Origin of the sequence: Gordonia spumicola, assembly GCF_009932475.1 — a bacterium.
GTDB classification, from domain to species: Bacteria; Actinomycetota; Actinomycetes; order Mycobacteriales; family Mycobacteriaceae; genus Gordonia; species Gordonia spumicola.
In genome coordinates this window covers 174,581-192,420 of sequence record NZ_BJOV01000001.1, presented here as the reverse complement: position 1 = coordinate 192,420, position 17,840 = coordinate 174,581, and the positions used below count along the sequence as shown (strand labels likewise).

General features: G+C 66.0%; 16 protein-coding genes. 1 reads left to right on the top strand and 15 read right to left on the bottom strand.

The genetic code is table 11. The features are described 5' to 3' along the window. Positions 1-64: 64 nt before the first annotated feature. From GYB83_RS01000 to rplJ, 11 genes are all read right to left on the bottom strand, one after another. The gene (locus GYB83_RS01000) at positions 65-1,306 is read right to left on the bottom strand and encodes an MCE family protein (RefSeq protein ID WP_161893714.1); all 1,242 of its coding nucleotides are present in this window, start codon (positions 1,304-1,306) and stop codon (positions 65-67) included. Further along, complete coding sequence (locus GYB83_RS00995) at positions 1,303-2,634, bottom strand: MCE family protein (protein WP_161893713.1); 1,332 nt, start codon at positions 2,632-2,634, stop codon at positions 1,303-1,305. Before GYB83_RS00995 ends, GYB83_RS01000 begins: the two co-directional genes overlap by 4 nt. After that, positions 2,634-3,878: an MCE family protein gene (locus GYB83_RS00990; protein ID WP_161893712.1), complete on the bottom strand. Its 1,245-nt coding sequence runs from the start codon at positions 3,876-3,878 to the stop codon at positions 2,634-2,636. Before GYB83_RS00990 ends, GYB83_RS00995 begins: the two co-directional genes overlap by 1 nt. After that, positions 3,875-4,951 carry an MCE family protein gene (locus GYB83_RS00985; RefSeq protein ID WP_161893711.1) on the bottom strand — a complete coding sequence of 359 codons (1,077 nt, stop codon included), beginning with the start codon at positions 4,949-4,951 and terminating at the stop codon, positions 3,875-3,877. Before GYB83_RS00985 ends, GYB83_RS00990 begins: the two co-directional genes overlap by 4 nt. A 2-nt stretch (positions 4,952-4,953) precedes the next feature. Next, on the bottom strand, positions 4,954-6,042 hold the full coding sequence (locus GYB83_RS00980; protein WP_161893710.1) for an MCE family protein: 1,089 nt from the start codon (positions 6,040-6,042) through the stop codon (positions 4,954-4,956). Continuing rightward, positions 6,039-7,355, bottom strand: a complete 1,317-nt coding sequence (locus GYB83_RS00975; RefSeq protein ID WP_161893709.1) for an MCE family protein — start codon at positions 7,353-7,355, stop codon at positions 6,039-6,041. The genes GYB83_RS00980 and GYB83_RS00975 overlap by 4 nt, the downstream gene beginning before the upstream one ends. A gap of 7 nt (positions 7,356-7,362) precedes the next feature. Then, a complete protein-coding gene (locus GYB83_RS00970) occupies positions 7,363-8,235 on the bottom strand; it encodes an MlaE family ABC transporter permease (RefSeq protein ID WP_161893708.1) in 873 nt (290 codons plus the stop codon). Positions 8,236-8,238: 3 nt separating this feature from the next. Beyond that, the gene (locus GYB83_RS00965) at positions 8,239-9,045 is read right to left on the bottom strand and encodes an MlaE family ABC transporter permease (protein WP_161893707.1); all 807 of its coding nucleotides are present in this window, start codon (positions 9,043-9,045) and stop codon (positions 8,239-8,241) included. Further along, positions 9,042-10,337, bottom strand: a complete 1,296-nt coding sequence (locus GYB83_RS00960; RefSeq protein ID WP_161893706.1) for an ABC transporter ATP-binding protein — start codon at positions 10,335-10,337, stop codon at positions 9,042-9,044. Before GYB83_RS00960 ends, GYB83_RS00965 begins: the two co-directional genes overlap by 4 nt. Positions 10,338-10,733: 396 nt before the next feature. Beyond that, a complete protein-coding gene (gene rplL, locus GYB83_RS00955) occupies positions 10,734-11,120 on the bottom strand; it encodes a 50S ribosomal protein L7/L12 (RefSeq protein WP_161893705.1) in 387 nt (128 codons plus the stop codon). Between the two features lie 106 nt (positions 11,121-11,226). Next, complete coding sequence (gene rplJ, locus GYB83_RS00950; protein WP_161893704.1) at positions 11,227-11,757, bottom strand: 50S ribosomal protein L10; 531 nt, start codon at positions 11,755-11,757, stop codon at positions 11,227-11,229. A 568-nt stretch (positions 11,758-12,325) separates the two neighbouring features. Between rplJ and GYB83_RS00945 the strand changes: the two genes are divergently transcribed. After that, positions 12,326-14,347, top strand: coding sequence for a CocE/NonD family hydrolase (locus GYB83_RS00945; RefSeq protein ID WP_371864983.1), 2,022 nt, complete (start codon positions 12,326-12,328; stop codon positions 14,345-14,347). 34 nt (positions 14,348-14,381) lie between these two features. On the opposite strand, the gene GYB83_RS00940 is transcribed toward GYB83_RS00945, so the two are convergent. The 4 genes from GYB83_RS00940 to GYB83_RS00925 form a co-directional block, all read right to left on the bottom strand. Continuing rightward, positions 14,382-14,612 carry a hypothetical protein gene (locus GYB83_RS00940; protein ID WP_161893702.1) on the bottom strand — a complete coding sequence of 77 codons (231 nt, stop codon included), beginning with the start codon at positions 14,610-14,612 and terminating at the stop codon, positions 14,382-14,384. Positions 14,613-14,652: 40 nt separating this feature from the next. Beyond that, a complete protein-coding gene (locus GYB83_RS00935; RefSeq protein ID WP_161893701.1) occupies positions 14,653-15,804 on the bottom strand; it encodes an esterase/lipase family protein in 1,152 nt (383 codons plus the stop codon). Positions 15,805-16,327: 523 nt separating this feature from the next. After that, on the bottom strand, positions 16,328-16,813 hold the full coding sequence (locus GYB83_RS00930; RefSeq protein WP_161893700.1) for a TIGR04338 family metallohydrolase: 486 nt from the start codon (positions 16,811-16,813) through the stop codon (positions 16,328-16,330). Between the two features lie 48 nt (positions 16,814-16,861). Beyond that, positions 16,862-17,818, bottom strand: a complete 957-nt coding sequence (locus GYB83_RS00925) for an L-lactate dehydrogenase (RefSeq protein WP_161893699.1) — start codon at positions 17,816-17,818, stop codon at positions 16,862-16,864. Positions 17,819-17,840: the final 22 nt, after the last annotated feature.

Here is a 17,840-nt window from a genome sequence, read left to right as displayed (position 1 = left end):
TTCCGGTGGAAACGCGAACGGCCCGCCGACACCGTGGTGGCTGTCGGCGAGCCGTCTCGTCGAGCTACTTCGTATGAACACCCATGAGCCCGGCCAACTGGTTGGCGAGCGGGTTCAGGTTCAACTTGTCGGGATCCTTCTTCGGCTTGTTGTCCCAGGGCTGTGCGAAGTCGGGGTTCGCCAGCACCGCCCGGCGCGCGCCGCGGACCGCGGTCGGGTTGCCGACCGGCACGTCACAGTTCGCGTTGGTGTTGAACGGGAAGTCGTCGTAGTTGATGTCGAAGTCGGGGTTGCGCTTCTTCATCTCCGCGATGATCGCGTCGGTGCTCTCGTAGCCCCTGGTGCAGCTGGCCGGGTTGCCCGTCTCCAGCACGATGCCGAAGTGGATCTGACCGTCGCCGGGGGACGCGGAATGGCTGCCGGCCGACAGCGCCGACAGCATCGCGAACGTGGCGCCGGTCGCGAACGACGCCGGCTCGACGTAGTTCACGGTGGCCCCGAGCTGGTGGATCAGCTTGCCCGCGTCGTCGCCGTTGTCCTGGATGAACGTCGAGAGGGCCGATGCCGCGCGCGGACCGTTCGAGAGGATCCGCCGGACGGCCGGATCCGAGCCCGCGAGCGTCGCGGTCACGAGTTCCAGATTCTTCGACCACGCGAGGATCTGGTCCGACTGCTCGGCCTGCGTGCCGAGCACCACGTTCGAATTCTTGATCAGCGAGATCGTGTCGTCGAGGTTCTCGACACCGCTCTGCGACAGCTTGTCGAGGGAGTCGACGAGTCGGCTCAGGTTCTCGCCCTGGCCGTTGAAGGCCTTGCCGAGTTCGGTGACGACGGTCTTCAGATCGTCGACCGGAACCGTCTTGGTCAGCGAGATGGTGTCGGCGATGACGTTCTGCAGCTTCGGCGGCAGCGAGTACTCCTTGATGGTGTCGCCGTCCTGGAGGAACGGGCCGTCGCCGTTCTTGGGCTGCAGGTCGATGAACTGCTCACCGATCGCCGACCGGTTCGCGACGACGGCCTTCGCCGACGCCGGGACCTCGGCGGCGCTCGAATTCATGTTCAGCGTCACCTCGACGCCGGTGTTGGTCATGCGCATGTCCCCGACGAGGCCGACGGGCACGCCGCGGTAGGTGACCTCGGCGTTCGGGAAGATGCCGCCCGCGTCCTCCATCGGCAGGGTCACCTTGTAGGTCGACAGGCCCGCGAGCTTGTCGAGGCGGGCGTACTTGCCGCCGACGTAGACGATCGCGAGAACACCGATGACGGCGAACACGATCAACTGGATCTTGACAAGGCGGCTGATCATGCGTCGTCCCCCTTCACGAGAGCGATGGTGCCCGCCATGAAGTCGGAGCCGTCACCGTCCGACGGCAGAGCGGTGTACTGGTTCTTCGGCTTCTTCGACGACTTCTTCTTCGACGAAGCGCTGGCCGGGTAGCGACCGCCCGACGGGGGCGTGTTCGGACCCTTCTTCGAATTCGGTGCGGGCGGGAGCAGGCTGATGGTCGGCCAGCCCCAGCGCGGACCGTTTCCGTTGATGTACGGATTGCTCTGGTCGACGTTCGGCGGGCGAACCTTCGGCGGGCTGTACTTCGGGGTCCCCTGACCGACGCCAAGCGCTTCCAGCTGGTTCAGCAGCCGCAAGTCGAGGGTCATGAACAGGTTCGTCGAGTCGCCCTGGACCGCGGGGAGCAGATCATCGGGGTACGGGTGCGTCAGCATCAGCGGGAGCGCGGTGACCGCGTCCTGCGCCGACTTGCCGAGCTCGGTGAGGATCGGGCGCAGCGCCTTCAGGTCGGTGATGATCTGATCGTGCGCCTTGCCGAGGATGTCGGTGCCGACCTGACCGAGGTCGTCGAGCTTGGTGAGCAGGTCGACGAACTGCGGACGCTGCTCCTCCAACACCTGGACGCCTGCAGGCAGCTCGTTCAGGATGCGTTCGATCTGCGCCGTCTGGTTGTTCGCCCGCGCCGACAGTTCGCTCACGCCGTCGATGGCGCGGATGATGTCGTCCTTCTGCGCGTTCAAACCGGTGATGAGCGTCTCCGTCTGGCGGAGCAGCGACGCGAAGCGGCCCGGGTCGGTGCCGATCGACTCGTTGATCGCGGTGACGATCGGTTCGAGCTGGTTGATGCCGCCGCCGTTCAGCAGCATCGACAGTGCCCCGAGGAGCTGCTCGATGTCGGTCGTCGTCCTGGTCCGGCCGTTGTCCGACATGATCATCTGCGACTCCGGCTGACGCGGCGTCGCCGAGGTGACGCCGTCCGGCTCCGACAGTGCCACGAACTTCTCGCCGAGCAGGTTGGTCTGCTGGACGGCCGCGTTGGCCTTGTCCGACAGGTCGACGGAGTTCTTGACCTTGACGGTCACCACCGCATCCCACGAGTCCTCGGGGACCTCGATCTTGGTGACCTGACCGACGGGGATGCCGTCCATCTTCACCATCGACTGCGGGACCAGGTCGAGGATGTTCGCGAACTGGATGCGGTACTCGCGCGGGTTGTCGCCCACGTCGACGCCGCCGGGCAGCGGAACCGACTGGATTCCCGCACACGCCGACGTGACGGACACAACGGTCGCCATGACGGCGCCGACGGCGACGGCCCGCGCGCGCTTGTTCAGCGTGAGCTTCATCAGTTGCCTCCGGGGAGTCGCGGGTCGGGGTTGCCTTTGCTGGTGCCCGGCGCCGGATTCTGCTGCTGCTTCTTGGCGCTCATGATGCCGAACGGAAGGATCGGCAGCATCGGCTCGAGGACGCCTTCGCCGATCTGCTTCGTCAGGCTCTTGCAGCCGTCGATCAGCGGAGCCATCTTCTTGCTGAAGTCGATGGCGAGCGGGTTGCCCGGCATCAGGTTCTTCAGATCGAGGAAGCGGCACTGAGCGGCGAGCGGGTTCTGCAGATCTGTCAGGTTCAGACGCATCGCGACGGTTCCCGACTCCGCGTCGTACGCGTTGATCAGGTTGGAGATGGTGACCGGCAGGACGGTGAAGATCTCCAGCAGGTGCTTCTTGTTGTCGAGGAGAGCCTGACCGGTCGGCTGCAGATCGCGGATCGCGTCGCCGAGCTTGTCGTTGTTGTCGCTGATGAACGTCGCGACGTCGCCGAGCGCGTACGACAGGGTGTCGAGCGCCTTGCCCAGCTGGTTGCGCTCGCCCGCCATGAAGGTGTTGAACGACGCCATCTGAGTGTTGAACTGACGCACCTGGGAGTCGTTCTCGCGGAGTGCTCCGACGAAGACGTTCAGGTTCTTGATCGTCGTCGACAGGTCGCCGCGACCGTCCGACAGCGTCGTCGCCGCCTTCGACAGGTTGGTGATCGCGTCACCGAGCTTGGAGCCGTTGCCGTCGAGATTCTTGGCGAACGTCGACACGAAGTCGGTGACCGCGCCGTTCTTGTTCGCGCCGTCCGGACCGAGCGACACCGACAGCTTCTGCAGATTCCTGTAGATCGAGTCGATCTCCACCGGCACATTGGTGCGATCGGTGCCGAGGTTGATCTCGCTGCCCGCCTCCGGTCCGCCGCTGAAGGCCGGCGTCAGCTGGATGTAGCGGTCGGCGACGATCGACGGGATGATCTGCACCGCACCGACGTTCTCCGGCAGCTTCACGCCGCGGTTGACGCGCATGTCGACGTCGACGGTCTCGCCGTTCGGCGTCACCTTGGTGACCTTGCCGACGTCGACGCCGAGCACGCGGACGTTGCTGCCCTCGTAGATGCCGACGGCGCTGCTGAATGTCGCGTGGACCGTCGTCGTCCCGATGAGGGTCGACGCCCACCAGCCCGCGGTGCCGACGATCAGCAGGAGGACTGCGCCGAGAGCGCCGAAGACGATGTTCTTCTTGGAGAACAGGCCCTTGTCGTTGCCGTCGGTGGTCATCGGACCCCCATTCCGCCGTTGTTGAGGTTCTTCTGCATGTTCGGCGGACGCGTCGTGTTCTGCTGCGGCAGGGCAGGCGGCAGGAGGTTCGTCACGGCCGACTCGAACCAGCGGCCGTTGCCGAGGACGTTCGCGTACAGGCGGTAGAACGGCGCCATGTACGTGATCGTGTCGCGCAGGTTCTGGTTCTGGCGGGTCAGCATGTCGGTGACGCCCTTGAGCGAGTCGAGGGCCGGACCGATCTGGTTCTCGTTGTCACGGACGATGCCGGTGAGCGCGCGGCTCAGCGTCGTCGTGCTCGCGAGGAGAGCGGAGATGTCGTCCTGGCGGTGGTTGAGCTCCTGCAGCAGGGTGCCCGCACCCGCGATGAGGCGGGTGAACTCCTGGTTGCGGTCGGCGAGGATCTTCGAGGAGTCCTTCGTCGCACGCAGCAGTCGCTGCACTTCCTGGTCGCGGCTCGCGATCGTGTTCGACAGTCGCGAGATGCCCTCCAACGACGGCCCGATGTCGCCCGCCGTGCCCGAGAAGGCGTTCGACAGCGTGCGAAGGCTCTTCGCGACGTTGTCGGTGTCGACGTTCTCGATCTGGTTGGCCGCGTCGCCGAACGCCTCGATGACGTCGTACGGAGCCACCGTGTCGGTGAACTTCACACTCGGGTCGGCCAGCTCGCTGCCGCGCGGGTTCACCGCGAGGTACTTCTGTCCGAGGACCGTCTTGATCTGGATCGAGAGCTGCGACTGGTCGCCGATCCACGTGTTGTTGGCACGGAAGTGGACGTCCACGCGGTCGCCGTCGAGTTCGACGCCGGTGACCTCGCCGACCTTGATGCCCGCGACGCGGACCTCATTGCCCGGCTTGAGTCCGGCGGCCTCCGAGAACGACGCCGTGTACTGCGCTCCCGCGCCGAGCAGCGGAAGGTCCTTCAGGTAGAAGGACGCCACCGCGATCATGACGAGGATCAGCACGCCGAGCCCGCCGATGCCCGTGGCACTGCGACGGCCGGCGAAACGCCTGCTCTTCTTCGGGGCCTCGTCCTGCTCCTGGCCGGCGGGTGTGTTCGGCTCTGTGGTCATTGTCACTCCCCCGGTCGCTTGTTGTCCTTCCAGCACCGCGTGGCGGCACTGGTGTACAGGACGTGGTTGATGTCAGGAAGGCCGACGGCGGGCTGCGTCAGCAGCGTCGACTTGCCGTTGCCCGCGACGACGTCGATTCCGCAGAGGTAGAACTGGAACCACGAGCCGAAGGTGGCGGCGCGGCCGATCTTCTGCAGCTTCACCGGGAGGTTCGTCAGAGCCTTCTCGATGTCGTCGGTACGCGAGTTGAGCTGATCGGACACCGTCTTGAGGCCCGCGATGTCGCCCTGGATGGCGGGGCGGGTCTTCGACAGGATCGAGCCCATCACGGTCGTCAGGTTCGAGACCGACGTGATCGCCGAACCGACCGAGCCGCGCTGTGCGGCCAGCCCGGTCACCAGCTTCTCGGTGTTGTCGAGCAGGCTGGTGAACTGGTCGTCGTTGCGGTTGACCGTCTCGAGGACCTTGGTCAGGTTGGTGATCATGTCGCCGATCACCTGGTCCTTGTCGGCGAGCGCGTTCGTCAGCGACGACGTCTGCGTGATCAGCTGGCTGATCGTCGTGTCCATGTCGCCCTGGAACACCTTGATGACCGTCTCGGCCAGGGTGTTCATGTCGTCCGGGGTGATCTGCTTGAACAGCGGACGGAAGCCGTTGAACAGCTCGGTCAGGTTCACCGCGGGATGGGTGTTCTTGACCTTGGGATCGGTGCCGAAGGTGTAGCCCTCGCCGACGTTCTGTCCGGCGTCGCCGACGCCCTTCTCCAGAGCCACGTACCGCAGGCCGGTGAGGTTGCGGTAGCGGATGTAGATGTTGGTGCTCGCCGGCAGCGAGTCGCGGTCGACGTTGAACGTCACCAGCGCCTGGTTCTGGTTGGTGATCTCCACGCTGTCGACCTGGCCGACCCGGACGCCCGCGATGCGGACGTCGTCACCGGGATTGAGCATCGCGGCGTCGGAGAACACCGCCTTGAAGCCGGTCCGGCCGCTGCCGCCCGCATTGGCGATCGTCAGTCCGAGCATGGCGGTCGCGATCGCGGTGACCACCGCGAACACCACCAGCTTGATGAGGGGGGCTGTCAGTGATCTCACTTGATCGCCACCTGCGTTCCGTGCACTGATCCTCCACCGATGTAGGTGACCCACGTCGGGACGTCCGCAGGCTCCACACCGCTCGAGGCGCCGTAGACGATCTGCATCTGCTTGACGTAGTCGGGGTCGTCGTAGACCGTGCCGGACGGGGTGCCGCTGAACTGCGGCTGCGGCAGGTCGGGCCACGTGGTCGGGCCTGCGTTACGGGACGGCACCTGGTACGAGCCGTCGGGGATGCCGCCGCCCGGGTACTGCGGGAACGGGCGTCCGTTGCTCGCGGGCTCGTAGCACCGTGCGGGCGGATTCGTCCACAGCATGCGGGGCTCGTCCTGGTTGGGCAGGTACCGACCGCGCGGGTTGACGAACTGCAGGTTCACGCGAACACCGGGGTTGTCGGTGCCCTTGCCGACGATCGGACCGATCTTCGGCATCAGCGTCGAGAAGTTGTGGAACATGCAGCCGAACGTCGGCGACTGGTTGGCGAGTGCACGCAGGAACGGCTCGGAGTCGATCGCGAGATCGAGCAGATCGCGACGGTTCTTGCGCAGGAACTTCGTGGTGTCGGTCGACGCGACGGACAGCGTCGAGATCAGGGACACGAAGTCGGACTTGCGCTCGACGAGCGTGTTGCCGGTGACGCGCAGCGAGTCGAGCGCGTCGATGACGTCCGGCAGGGCCTGCGAGTACGTCTGCGAGAACGAGGCGAGACCGCGGAGCGTGCCCTGCAGGTCGTCCATGTTGGCGTTGACGCGCTTGAAGATCGTGTTCAGACGGTCGATCGTCGAACCGAGCTGCTTGCCCTTGCCGCCGATGGCCTGCGAGATCGCCGTGAGCGTCTGGTTGAGGTCCTGCGGCGGGATCGCCTTGAGGACCGGCATCAGCGCGTCGAACAGGTCCTCGACCTCGGCGGCGCTGCCGCGCGGATCGGTCTGGATGACCGAGCCTTCGCTCAGCGACCCCGTGCCGTTGACCGGAACCGTCAGCGAGACGAAGCGCTCACCGAACAGCGTCTTCGGGAGCACCCGTCCGGTGGTGCCGACGGGCAGGTCCTTGACCTTGTCGGGGTCCAGACCCAGCTCGACGCGGGCCTTGCCGCCCGGCTGGACCTCGATGCTGCGGACCGTGCCGACCACGACGCCGCGCGCCTTGACGTCGGCGTTCTTGGCGAGCGCATTGCCCGCGTTGGTCGTCTCGAAGGTGACCGTCGTGTACTTGTCGAACGTTCCCTGGAACTTCAGGATCGCCGCCGCCAGCAGTCCGAAGACCACGACGAAGAAGACCAGTCCCAGCAGCCTGCGTTTTGCAGTCGCCACGCTTTTCCTACCCTCCGACTCGGACCGACGTGGTGGTTCCCCAGATCGCCAGGCCCAGGAAGAAGTCCATGACCGCGATCAGCACCAGCGCTGAACGCACCGCGTGTCCCACCGCCACGCCGACGCCCGCGGGACCGCCGCTCGCGTAGTAGCCGTAGTAGCAGTGCACCAGGATGATGACGAACGCGAACACCAGCACCTTGCCGAACGACCACAGGACGTCGGCAGGCGGCAGGAACAGATTGAAGTAGTGGTCGTACGACCCGGTCGACTGACCGTTGAAGACCGTGTTGATCGTCCGTGACGCGAGGTACGCGGCCATCAGGCCGAGCACGTACAGCGGGATCACGGCGACGAAGCCTGCGATCACGCGGGTGCTGACCAGGAAGGGGATGGACGGGACGGCCATCACCTCGAGCGCGTCGATCTCCTCGGAGATGCGCATGGCGCCGAGCTGGGCGGTGAAGCCGCAGCCGACCGTCGCCGACAGGGCGAGGCCCGCCACGAGGGGGGCCACCTCACGCGTGTTGACGTACGCCGACAAGAAGCCGGTGAGCGCCTGCGAGCCGATCTGGTCGAGGGCCGCATAGCCCTGCATGCCGACCACGACGCCGGTGAAGCCCGACATGAGCACCATCACGCCGACGGTGCCGCCGATCACGGCGAGTCCGCCCGAACCGAATGCGACCTCGGCGAGGAGGCGCATCACTTCGCGCGTGTAGTGGATGAGCGTCCGCGGGATCCACGCGAGCGTGCGTCCGTAGAACGACATCTGCTCGCCTGCGCCGTCGAGGATCTTCAACGGCTTGCCGAGCTGCTTGCGCGCCTCGTACAGGTAGTACTCCGGGCGGCTCTTGGAAATCGTCACACCACGAGTCATTGCTTAACCAACCTTCGGCGGAACGATCTGCAGGAACACGGCGGTGATGATCAGGTTCGCGAAGAACAGGAGCAGGAACGTCACGACGACGCTCTGGTTCACCGCGTCGCCGACACCCTTCGGGCCGCCCTTGGGGTTGAGGCCCTTGTATGCGGCGATGACGCCGGCGATCACACCGAAGATCGCCGCCTTGAGTGTCGAGATGTAGAGGTCGGGCAGCTGCGCCAGTGCACCGAACGACGCCAGGTAGGCGCCGGGCGTGCCGCCCTGCACGATCACGTTGAAGAAGTAACCGCCGCCGATGCCGACGACGGCGACCAGGCCGTTGAGGAGGACGGCCACGAGGACCATCGCCAACACGCGCGGCACGACGAGACGCTGGACGGGATTGATGCCCAGCACCTCCATCGCGTCGATCTCTTCGCGAATGGTTCGCGAGCCGAGGTCGGCCGCGACGGCCGATCCTGCGGCGCCAGCGACAAGCAGCGACGTCACCAGGGGCGAACCCTGTTGGACGACGACGAGCACGCTCGCCGCGCCCGTGTACGCCTCGGCGCCGAGCTGCTTGATCAGCGATCCGGTCTGCAGCGAGACGATCGCGCCGAACGGGATCGCGATGAGCGCCGTCGGCAGAATCGTGACGCTGGCGATGAACCAGGCCTGCTGAATGAATTCACGCAGCTGGAAGGGCCGCACGAAAAGCTGGCGTGCGACGTCGACGAACAGCTGGACGATGTTGCCGGTCTGGGTGAGTGCACCCTCCCCGGCTTTCGCCAACCTGTCGACGCCACGCGTGGTGGCACTCGTCATGCCTGGTTACTCCCCTGCCCGTTGGACTTGTCGATGATCGCCGTCTCGATGGCGGACGTGTCGATCGGCTGGGTGAACGCGTCGTCGCCCGCGGGCTGCTGTGCGACGGCCGTCTTCGCCATGTCGGGTCGCGCGACGACGTCGGTCTGCGCGCTCGCCGCGGTGTTGCCGTGGACGTCGGTCGGCGCGACGTAGACGCCCTCCGGGCCGCCGGGCAGGCCGGTGAAGCGGGCGTTCGGATCGTTGAAATCGGTCTGCGACAGCGCGACGAGCGTCGTCGAGGTCTCCGGCGACTCGGCGGCGCGACGGTCCTCTTCGGCGATCGAGTTGCGGATCGCGTGCTGAGCGTTCTCGGGCAGCGTGTGGAGCATGCCGAGGACGTTCGCGCGGTGACGGATCGCGGCCTTGCGGACCGGCATGCCCGGGTTGGGCTGCACCTGCGGGATGATCTCGGAGAAGTCGTCCGCCGTACCGCCACCGGAGATGCCTGCGGCCTGCATCGCGGCCTCGGCGGCCGCGACCGACTCGTCCTTCTCCTCGGACATGCCGATGGGACCGAAGCGGTCACCGGAGAGGAACTGCTTGACGACCGGCTGCTCCGAGGTGAGGAGCTGCTCGCGGGGACCGAACATGACGAGTTCCTTGCGGAACAGCATGCCGATGTTGTCCGGGATGGTGCGGGCGATGTTGATGTTGTGTGTGACGATGAGGATCGTCGCGTCGATCTCGGCGTTGATGTCGATCAGCAGCTGCGAGATGTACGCGGTGCGGACCGGGTCCAGACCCGAGTCGGGCTCGTCGCAGAGGATGATCTGCGGGTCGAGCACGAGCGCACGCGCCAGACCCGCACGCTTGCGCATACCGCCGGAGATCTCACCGGGCAGCTTGCCCTCGGCTCCGGCCAGACCGACGAGCTCGACCTTCTCCATGACGATGCGACGGACTTCGTCTTCCTTCTTCTTCGTGTGCTCACGAAGAGGGAAGGCGATGTTGTCGTACAGGCTCATCGAGCCGAACAGCGCGCCGTCCTGGAAAAGGACGCCGAACAGCTTGCGGATCTCGTACAGTTCCTTGGCCGAACACTGGGTGATGTCGGTGCCGTCGATGATGACGGAGCCCTGCTCGGGGTGCAGGAGGCCGATGAGGGTCTTCAGGAAGACCGACTTACCGGTACCGGACGGACCCAGGAGGGCATTCACCTCGCCCGCGGGGAGCGTCAGGCTGACATCTCGCCAAATGTTCTGTGAGCCGAACGACTTGGTGAGCCCCTCGACTGTGACCTCAACTCCCACTGCGTCCCTCCAGACGTTGTCAGATACCGAATGGTTGCCCCGCGTCCATCCGTGGACGCAAACCTGTGAGCTTTAGCCCCCGCTCACTCCGGTGTGCCGTTTGTGGCTGCGGTCACTGTATCCCACCGCGTGGTATCACACACCTTCGGATCACGGTGGTGACCGGCTTCCGGCGACGTCGATACTCGGCAGTAACTTCTTAGTGGCCTGAGAATACTCGAAGAAGCGACCCATGTCAAAGTGAACGCCGACCATGCCGACACGCGGATGTGAACGGCTTCACATAGGTTTGCTTATGGGTAGCGAAACAGACAGAAGAGGCCCGCAGGATCAACCCGCGGGCCTCTATTCACGTACCGCAGAGCGGTTCGTGCGCCGTCGTGCGACGGCGTCAGATCACTTGAGCGAGATCTTGGCGCCGGCCTCTTCGAGCTTGGCCTTGGCAGCCTCGGCGTCGTCCTTGCTGACCTTCTCCAGGAGGGCCTTCGGAGCGCTCTCGACGAGGTCCTTGGCTTCCTTCAGGCCCAGGCCCGAGACGACCTCGCGGACGACCTTGATGACCTGGATCTTCTTGTCGCCTGCCGACTCGAGCACGACGTCGAACTCGTCCTGCTCGGCAGCGGCGTCGGCGCCTGCGGCCGGAGCACCGGCAGCGGCGACGGCGACCGGAGCGGCCGCGGTGACCTCGAAGACCTCTTCAAACTTCTTCACGAAATCGCTGAGCTCCAGCAGGGTCAGTTCCTTGAACTGCTCGATGAGCTCGTCAGCGGTGAGCTTCGCCATGGTGGCGTCCTTCCGTAATTCCCCGCCGGTGCGGGGGCGCCTGCGATGCAGGCTCGATCATGGGTGTTCGACCAGCTCGCGCCGGTCTGGGTGGAAAGAATGAGGATCAGGCGGCTTCGCCCGATGCTTCCTTCTTCTCCTGCAGAGCCGCGGCGAGACGCGCGACCTGCGACGCAGGCTGGTTGAACAGCCCTGCAGCCTTTGCCAAGTTGCCCTTCATGGCACCGGCGAGCTTTGCCAGCAGAACCTCACGCGACTCCAGGTCGGCGATCTGTTCGACCTCCGCCGCGGACAGCGCACGGCCGTCCATGTAGCCGCCCTTGATGACAAGGTTCTTGTTTTCCTTCGCGAACGTCTTCATCGCCTTGGCAGCTTCGGGAAGCTCGCCCTGGATGAATGCGATCGCGGTCGGACCGGTGAACAGCTCGTCGAGGCCCTCGACGCCCGCCTCTGCGGCGGCACGCTTGACGAGGGTGTTCTTGGCGACGGAGTAGGTTGCACCTGCACCGAGCGAGCGACGCAGGGTTCCCAGCTGGGTGACGGACAGACCACGGTATTCCGTGATGACCGCCGCATCGGAGCCCTTGAACTGCTCGGTGATCTCTGCGACTGCAGAAACCTTTTCGGCCTTAGCCATACTTCGCCTCCTCTCGTGTCACTTCAGTCAATCGACCCGGTTTGACACCGGGTGCGAATCGGGTCCAGATCCCGTCGGTTCGCATGAAGGCGCTCGTGAAACACGAAACGCCCCGGCACAGGAGGCACGGGGCGTACAGAGGCCGGGCGTTGGCACACGCGGCTACAGCATTCCTCGTTCATCCTGCGTGGGCCGCCGGCCGGAGCCGGACCTTCGATCGGGGCTCTCGCCCGCGACGACCAACGGTCTCTGGTTGAACTCGACGCATCGAGCGGACTCGATGCACCGTCGACAAGAGTAGCGAGCGAGGGGGCTTAAGTCGAATCGAGCCGTCGGCACAAATTCTTCGCATCCGGGTTGCTCGATCGACCGACACGGATCCGCCCAGGCCAGGGCCGTCCGATGCGACCTTGCGGATCGATCGATCACGATTGCGTTACCGGAGAGCAACAGTTTGACCGACCCGGATTATGTATCTGGAACGCCGTCGTTTTTAATGAGACGAGGACCAGTGATGTGCGCCACAGCGCACACCGCGAACGAGAGGTGACTGACGGTGACTCTGCATCTGAGCGCGGACCACGGCGAGTTCGCCGGACTCCACCGCGACGGAGCCCCAACGTACCGGGACGCCGACGGCGGCGCGATCGCCCGTGAATGGCTCGCACAGGTCGACGGCGGCCAGCCGTTCCCCCGCGTCCACATCGACCGCAGCATCACCCTGACCATGAGCGACGGCACCCGGCTTCGTGCCACCGTCGTCCGCCCGGCCAACGTGCTCGGCACTCCGGTGAAGACGCCGTTTCCAGCCGTCCTCAACGTGAACCCCTACAACCGCGCGGTGCTCGACGGGATCGACCACGCGCTCCACGCACCCCTGATCGGGCGCACCGTCCGGACCGCCAGCACCACCTTCACCGCCGACTCCGGTTCGCTCGGCGGGCTCTCCCGGATGACGCGGACGTTCGGCACCGGACTGTGGGACGTATTCGGCATCAACCGGAACCTCGTCCGCTCCGGCTACGTGCAGGTGATCGTCGACGTACGCGGCACCGGATCGTCGCACGGCAAGTGGGAGATCCTGTCCCCCCGTGAGCAGCAGGACTCCGTCGAGGTGATCGACTGGATCAGCAAGCGCTCCTGGTGCGACGGCAACGTCGGCATGACCGGGTGGTCGTACTCGGCGATCAACTCGCTGCAGGCCGCGAGTCTGCGTCCGCCCGCGCTGAAGGCCGTGTTCGCCGTCGAGGGCAGCGAGGACGTCGTCCGCGACATCTACATCACCGGTGGCATGCCGTCGGCGTTCATCCCGCTCTGGCTGGCCCTCGTCAACGGCCTCAAGTGGCTGCCGAACCCGGCGACCGGCGTCGCCGACCTCCTGCGCGGCGACGCGTACCGCTGGCTGCGCGACCGCGTGAAGTCGCCTGCGTCGGAGATGCCGTCCCTGCTGTGGGGCTTCCTCACCGCGCGCGACGACCGGATCTTCGACGACCCGTACTTCACCGAACGCAATCCGGTGATCGAAGACATCGAATGCCCGACCTTCACCGTCGGCGGCTGGCACGACCTGTTCGGCCGCAGTGCGACGCGCGTCTACCAGAAGCTGCAGATGGCCCCCGGCCGCAAGCAGATGCTGATCGCCGACGGCTATCACCTCGATCCCGGTTGCGACCACGGGGCCCCGCACCGCCCGCCGCGCCTGGACGTCCTCGAACGCGCCTGGTTCGACAAATGGCTCAAGGGCATCGACAACAGCGTGGACGAATACGGTCCGGTCACGATGGAGCAGCAGGGCGGCACGTGGTCGTGCGGCACGCAGTTCCCGCGTCCGGAGGTGGAGCCGCGTCGGCTGTTCCTCACCGAGGACAGCTCCGGAACCGCCGATCACGCCCGTCACGACGGTGGACTGTCGACCGAGCCCGCGCGTCGGCGACGTGCCCTGCACGTGCGCCCCGACCTGCGCGGTTTCCGTTCCCGCGACCTCGCTCAGGTGACCGCGGGAGCCGCGATCGTGCTCGGCGACGACTACAGCACCGACGCGCGATACCAGGAGCACGGGGCCCTCTCGTTCACGAGCGCACCAGTCGACGAGGACACGCAGTTGTCCGGCGAGATGAATCTGCGGCTGAACGTGGCGACGACCGCGCACGAGGGCATCTGGGCGGTGACCGTCAACGACGTCGCGCCGGACGGTTCGTCGCGCGTCCTCACCAACGGCGCGCTGACCGCGTCCAACCGCGCGCTCGACCCGTCACGGTCCACCTACACACCGGACGGTGTGCTGCTCGACGCCGTCCACTACCTGTCTCGGGATCGCCGCCTTCCCGTTCCGGCGAACGAACCGGTCCGGATCGACGTCGACCTGGTGCCGACCGACGCCGTCCTCGCCGCGGGTCACCGACTCCGGGTCGACGTGTACGCGGCTAGTCTGCCCCGATACCTGACGATCGTGCCGGACCTGATCAAGGCCCGCGGCCGTCGCCAGCAGCTCGTGCTCGACCCGAGCAAACCGAGCTACCTGACCTTCCAGGCCGACGGCGACCTCGGAACCGACCCGATACCGGTGGTCAGCGCACTCCGGCCTGTGTGAACATCATTCGCTCCGCACGGTTCGGCGGGCGGCGTCAGCCGTCGGAAGCCGCGGCCTCGCCGCGTCGCGCCTCACGCTGCACGAATGCGATAGCACGCTGAAGGTCCCACGAGACGTCCTCGGCGTGGTCCACCGGGAGCGCCTCGCCCCAGTTCGTCAGGATCAGACCGGTCGCAACCTCGACTTCAACACAGTCGCCGAAGTACGCGCGTACGCGGTGCTCATCGATGGAGTCCGGCTCGATCGTCGGAACACGGCCCGTCATGGTCGCTCAGCACTCCCCTCTGCTGCCGTCCGCACATCGCTTAGAAGCTGAAGAACCACGGGCTGGTCGAGCAGACGAGCGTCGGGTACTTCTCCGGGTCGAGAGTGTGCAACGCGATCGACAGTGCGCGCGGCGAGTACGACATCGAGATGTGGTCGGACGTGTCGCGCTCACAACCGTCCTGCAAGGTGATGTTCCGAACGTTCCGATATCCCCGGATGAACGTCCGGTCGAACGGTGTGGTCACTTCGTCGTATCGGGAGGCGACGATCGTGTAGTCGACATCGGGATAGACCGACTTCTGATTCGGGTCTCGATAGGGGGCGCGGTTGTTCACATACTTCACCGTGGGCGAGTCGATGGTCTGGTCAATCCCCGCGGATCCGACAAGGAGGGTGACCGGGGCCAGGATATCGATCCCGACGTTGTTGATCGCGCGCCCGAGCCAGCCGATACCGAGGAGCGTGGTGCCGTTGTTGGTTGCACCGTAGGTGATGAAGTGATCGACTTTCCGGTGTCCGCCCCACCGCTTCATCCAGTACCGACCGAGCAAGCCGCCCTGGGAGTGTCCGATCAAGTCGATCTTCGACGCACCGGTCGCGGAAAGCACCTTCGTGATGTACGGGTCGATTTGTTCAGCGGAACGGCTGACCTTCGCGACGCCGTTGGAGCCGGGGAGAATCGTGCCCAGCCCGCCGATGTCGAGCAGGTCCGTGCGTCCATAATTGGGCGTGAACACGCAGTATCCCGCCTTCTTCAACGCCGGAGCGAACGCGGCCCAGTTGTCGTATGCGTTCTCCCAGGTTCCGTGCAGCAGCACGACCGGGTTCTGCCCGGCCTTGGGTTTACACGACCAGTCGTCGGCACCGGGCGGCGCGACACGAGGATGGACCTGACTGTACGCGAAGGCGGGCCAGAAGCCCGCCTGCCGCGGACCCGTTCCGACGGTCGACTGAACCGGCGGCAATTTCCTTGTCGGGCCCGTCCAATCGACGTCGTGTTCGAGCACGTTCACCGCGCGACGCCCGTCCGGCGAGCCCGCGTTGATGTAGTCCGTCAATCGCTGCGCGACGTCGGAGGCGCTCGGCGCGTGAGGAACCGCGTGCGCCGCCCCAGGGGACGCCATCACGCCGACGAACGTCGCCGCCGACGCCAGCACGGCGAGGCCGCGCCGCAGAACTGTTGATCCCATTCCCGCACTCCTTCCGATCAGTCTTCTGACTGACAAGTAACTTACTTGTGAGTAACGGAGTCTAGGGGCGAGATCTGAATCACGTCAAGCCCTCTTAAGAGAACTAATGTTCACTGAATTTGACACGCCATAGTGCCAAATAGAAGCCGATCGATCACTGAGTTCTCCCACCACCGGAGAAGTTCAGTGAACATACATTCACCGACTGAACCGCTCCTGATACGCGAGGGATCCCACGGGCCATACTTGGGCAAACCCGCTCGCGATCCACCCGGCCCGTCCCCTCGACGCGCGGAACACGCACCCGCGATCGCGGCCCACAAGTCAGCGACGCCAGGTCACGGCACGCGGGCGTCGGCACCCGCGGTTCCGCCGTCCGGAGACCGGGGCGATCCCGGCGCACCAGCGAGGTGACGGCCGACTCGCGGCCTGCCGATGCCGGCCAATGTGCAGCATCCGCGGTCGATTCGACTGCGGCCGAACGTCGCACGTCACGATCCGAGCGCCGTCCCGGCTCAGATGGTCAGCGTGCTCCGGCCTCCGTGAACAGCACCCGGTAGATCAGGGCGACCTCGGGGCCGAGGACCAGACGCACCAGATCGATGAGCGCATCGACGAACGACGGACCGTGGGCGGCGCCTTCCCCGGTGTCGAGATGGTGCGCGAGTTCGTGCAGGACGACGAGTTCACGCAGTGCCCAGGCTCCGTCCGCGGAGTCGGGCACTGCCATGGTGTGCGTCGCGGCATCGTAGTGCGCGGCCCGGCCGCCGCGGCGTCGACGCACCCGGACCGCAACACCCGCCCGTGGGAACTGCGCCCGCACCGGGGCCAGGGCCAGCACCTCGTCGACATAGCGGGCGACCGATTCCAGATCGGCGAACCGCGCCTCGGCCGGGACGGTGAGGGTCGTTCCCGCGATCTGGACGCTGTGCGCGCCGCCCGCTCGTTCCAGCAGGCGGTGCGCCAGCCGTTCGGCGTCGTACACCCGCGCCCTGTTCGCATCCCGCACCCCGCCACTGTAGGCGACCGGCCGGCCGAGGCGTCACGAGAAGACTGCTCACAAGCCGAAGCGTTCCTGCATTTCGTGCAGGGTATCGGCGGACGCCGTCAAGCCGGCGAGTTCGTCGGCCGAGAGCGACACCGGCAGCCGTTCACCCGCCCCGCGCGCATCGACGATCGTCGGAATCGAGAGGCAGACATCGGAGATCCCGTGCATATCCGACCCGATGTGCGTGGACACCGGCAGCACCCGGTGCTCGTCGCCGAGGATCGCCTCGGTTATGCGGACCGCGGCCAGGCCGATCGCATAGCTGGTGGCGCCCTTACCCGCGATGATCCGGTAAGCGGACTCGACGACGTCGCGTTTGATCCGCTCCCGGACGACTGCGTCGAGCGGGTCGCGCCCGGCGAGCGGCTCCCATTCCAGCAGTGGGACGGCACCGATGGTGGCCGTCGACCACAGCGGGATCTCGCTGTCGCCGTGCTCCCCCGCTATGTAGGCGTGCACGTTCTGGACGGCGACGCCGCAGTGGGTGGCGAGCAGGTGACGCAGACGCGACGTGTCGAGCACGGTGCCCGAGCCGAACAGCTGGTTCGGCGGCAGTCCGGTGAACTTCAACGCGGCGTACGTGACGACGTCGACGGGGTTCGTGACCATGATGAACACCGCTTTCGGCGCGGCGGCGACGATCGGCGGAAGAGCGCGGCGCGTCAATCCGATTGTCGCCTCGGCGAGTTCGAGCCGGGACTGTCCGGGCTTCTGCTTCGCGCCCGCCGTGAAGATCACGACGTCGGAGTCCGCCGCCACCGACGGGTCGCTGCCGCCGATCACCCTGGCGCCGGGCACGAACTCGAGGCCGTGGCGCAAGTCGAGGACTTCGGCGGCGACCTTCGCCTCGTTGATGTCGAGAAGGGCGACGGTCCGTGCGACACCGCGGATCAGCGCGGCGTAGGCGATGGCCGTGCCGACCGCACCCGCGCCGACGATTGTCACTTTCCGCGTGGTGATCTCCATGGTGAGACCGTAACGATCGCCC